The organism is Staphylococcus simiae, from assembly GCF_002902085.1.
Lineage (GTDB): Bacteria > Bacillota > Bacilli > Staphylococcales > Staphylococcaceae > Staphylococcus > Staphylococcus simiae.
This window is the reverse complement of sequence record NZ_PPQR01000135.1, coordinates 1-260: the sequence shown is the minus strand read 5'-3', so window position 1 is coordinate 260 and position 260 is coordinate 1. Positions and strand designations below refer to the sequence as shown.

At 42.3% G+C, this 260-nt stretch carries 1 protein-coding gene; it reads left to right on the top strand.

Annotation, left to right across the window (positions count from 1 at the left end; translation table 11 throughout):
- Positions 1 to 260 (top strand): putative Ig domain-containing protein (locus CD113_RS12255; protein ID WP_142380918.1); only part of this gene is annotated, 260 nt, incomplete at both ends.

The window sequence follows — 260 nt, the reverse complement described above, 5'->3', positions numbered from 1 at the left end:
GACGGTGTCACATTTGATTCAGAGACAAACATAATTAGTGGCAGTCCAACAACAGTAGGCACATACCCAGTGACCGTGACAACAACAGACGCTGAAGGTAATACAACAACAACGCAATTCACGATTACAGTGGTGGATACGACGGCACCAACGGTGAAAGCTATTGATGATCAAATAAAAGAAGTGAACACACCAATCGACAATATCGTTATCGATAGTCAAGATAACAGTGGTCAACCAGTGACAAATAGTGTAAGTGG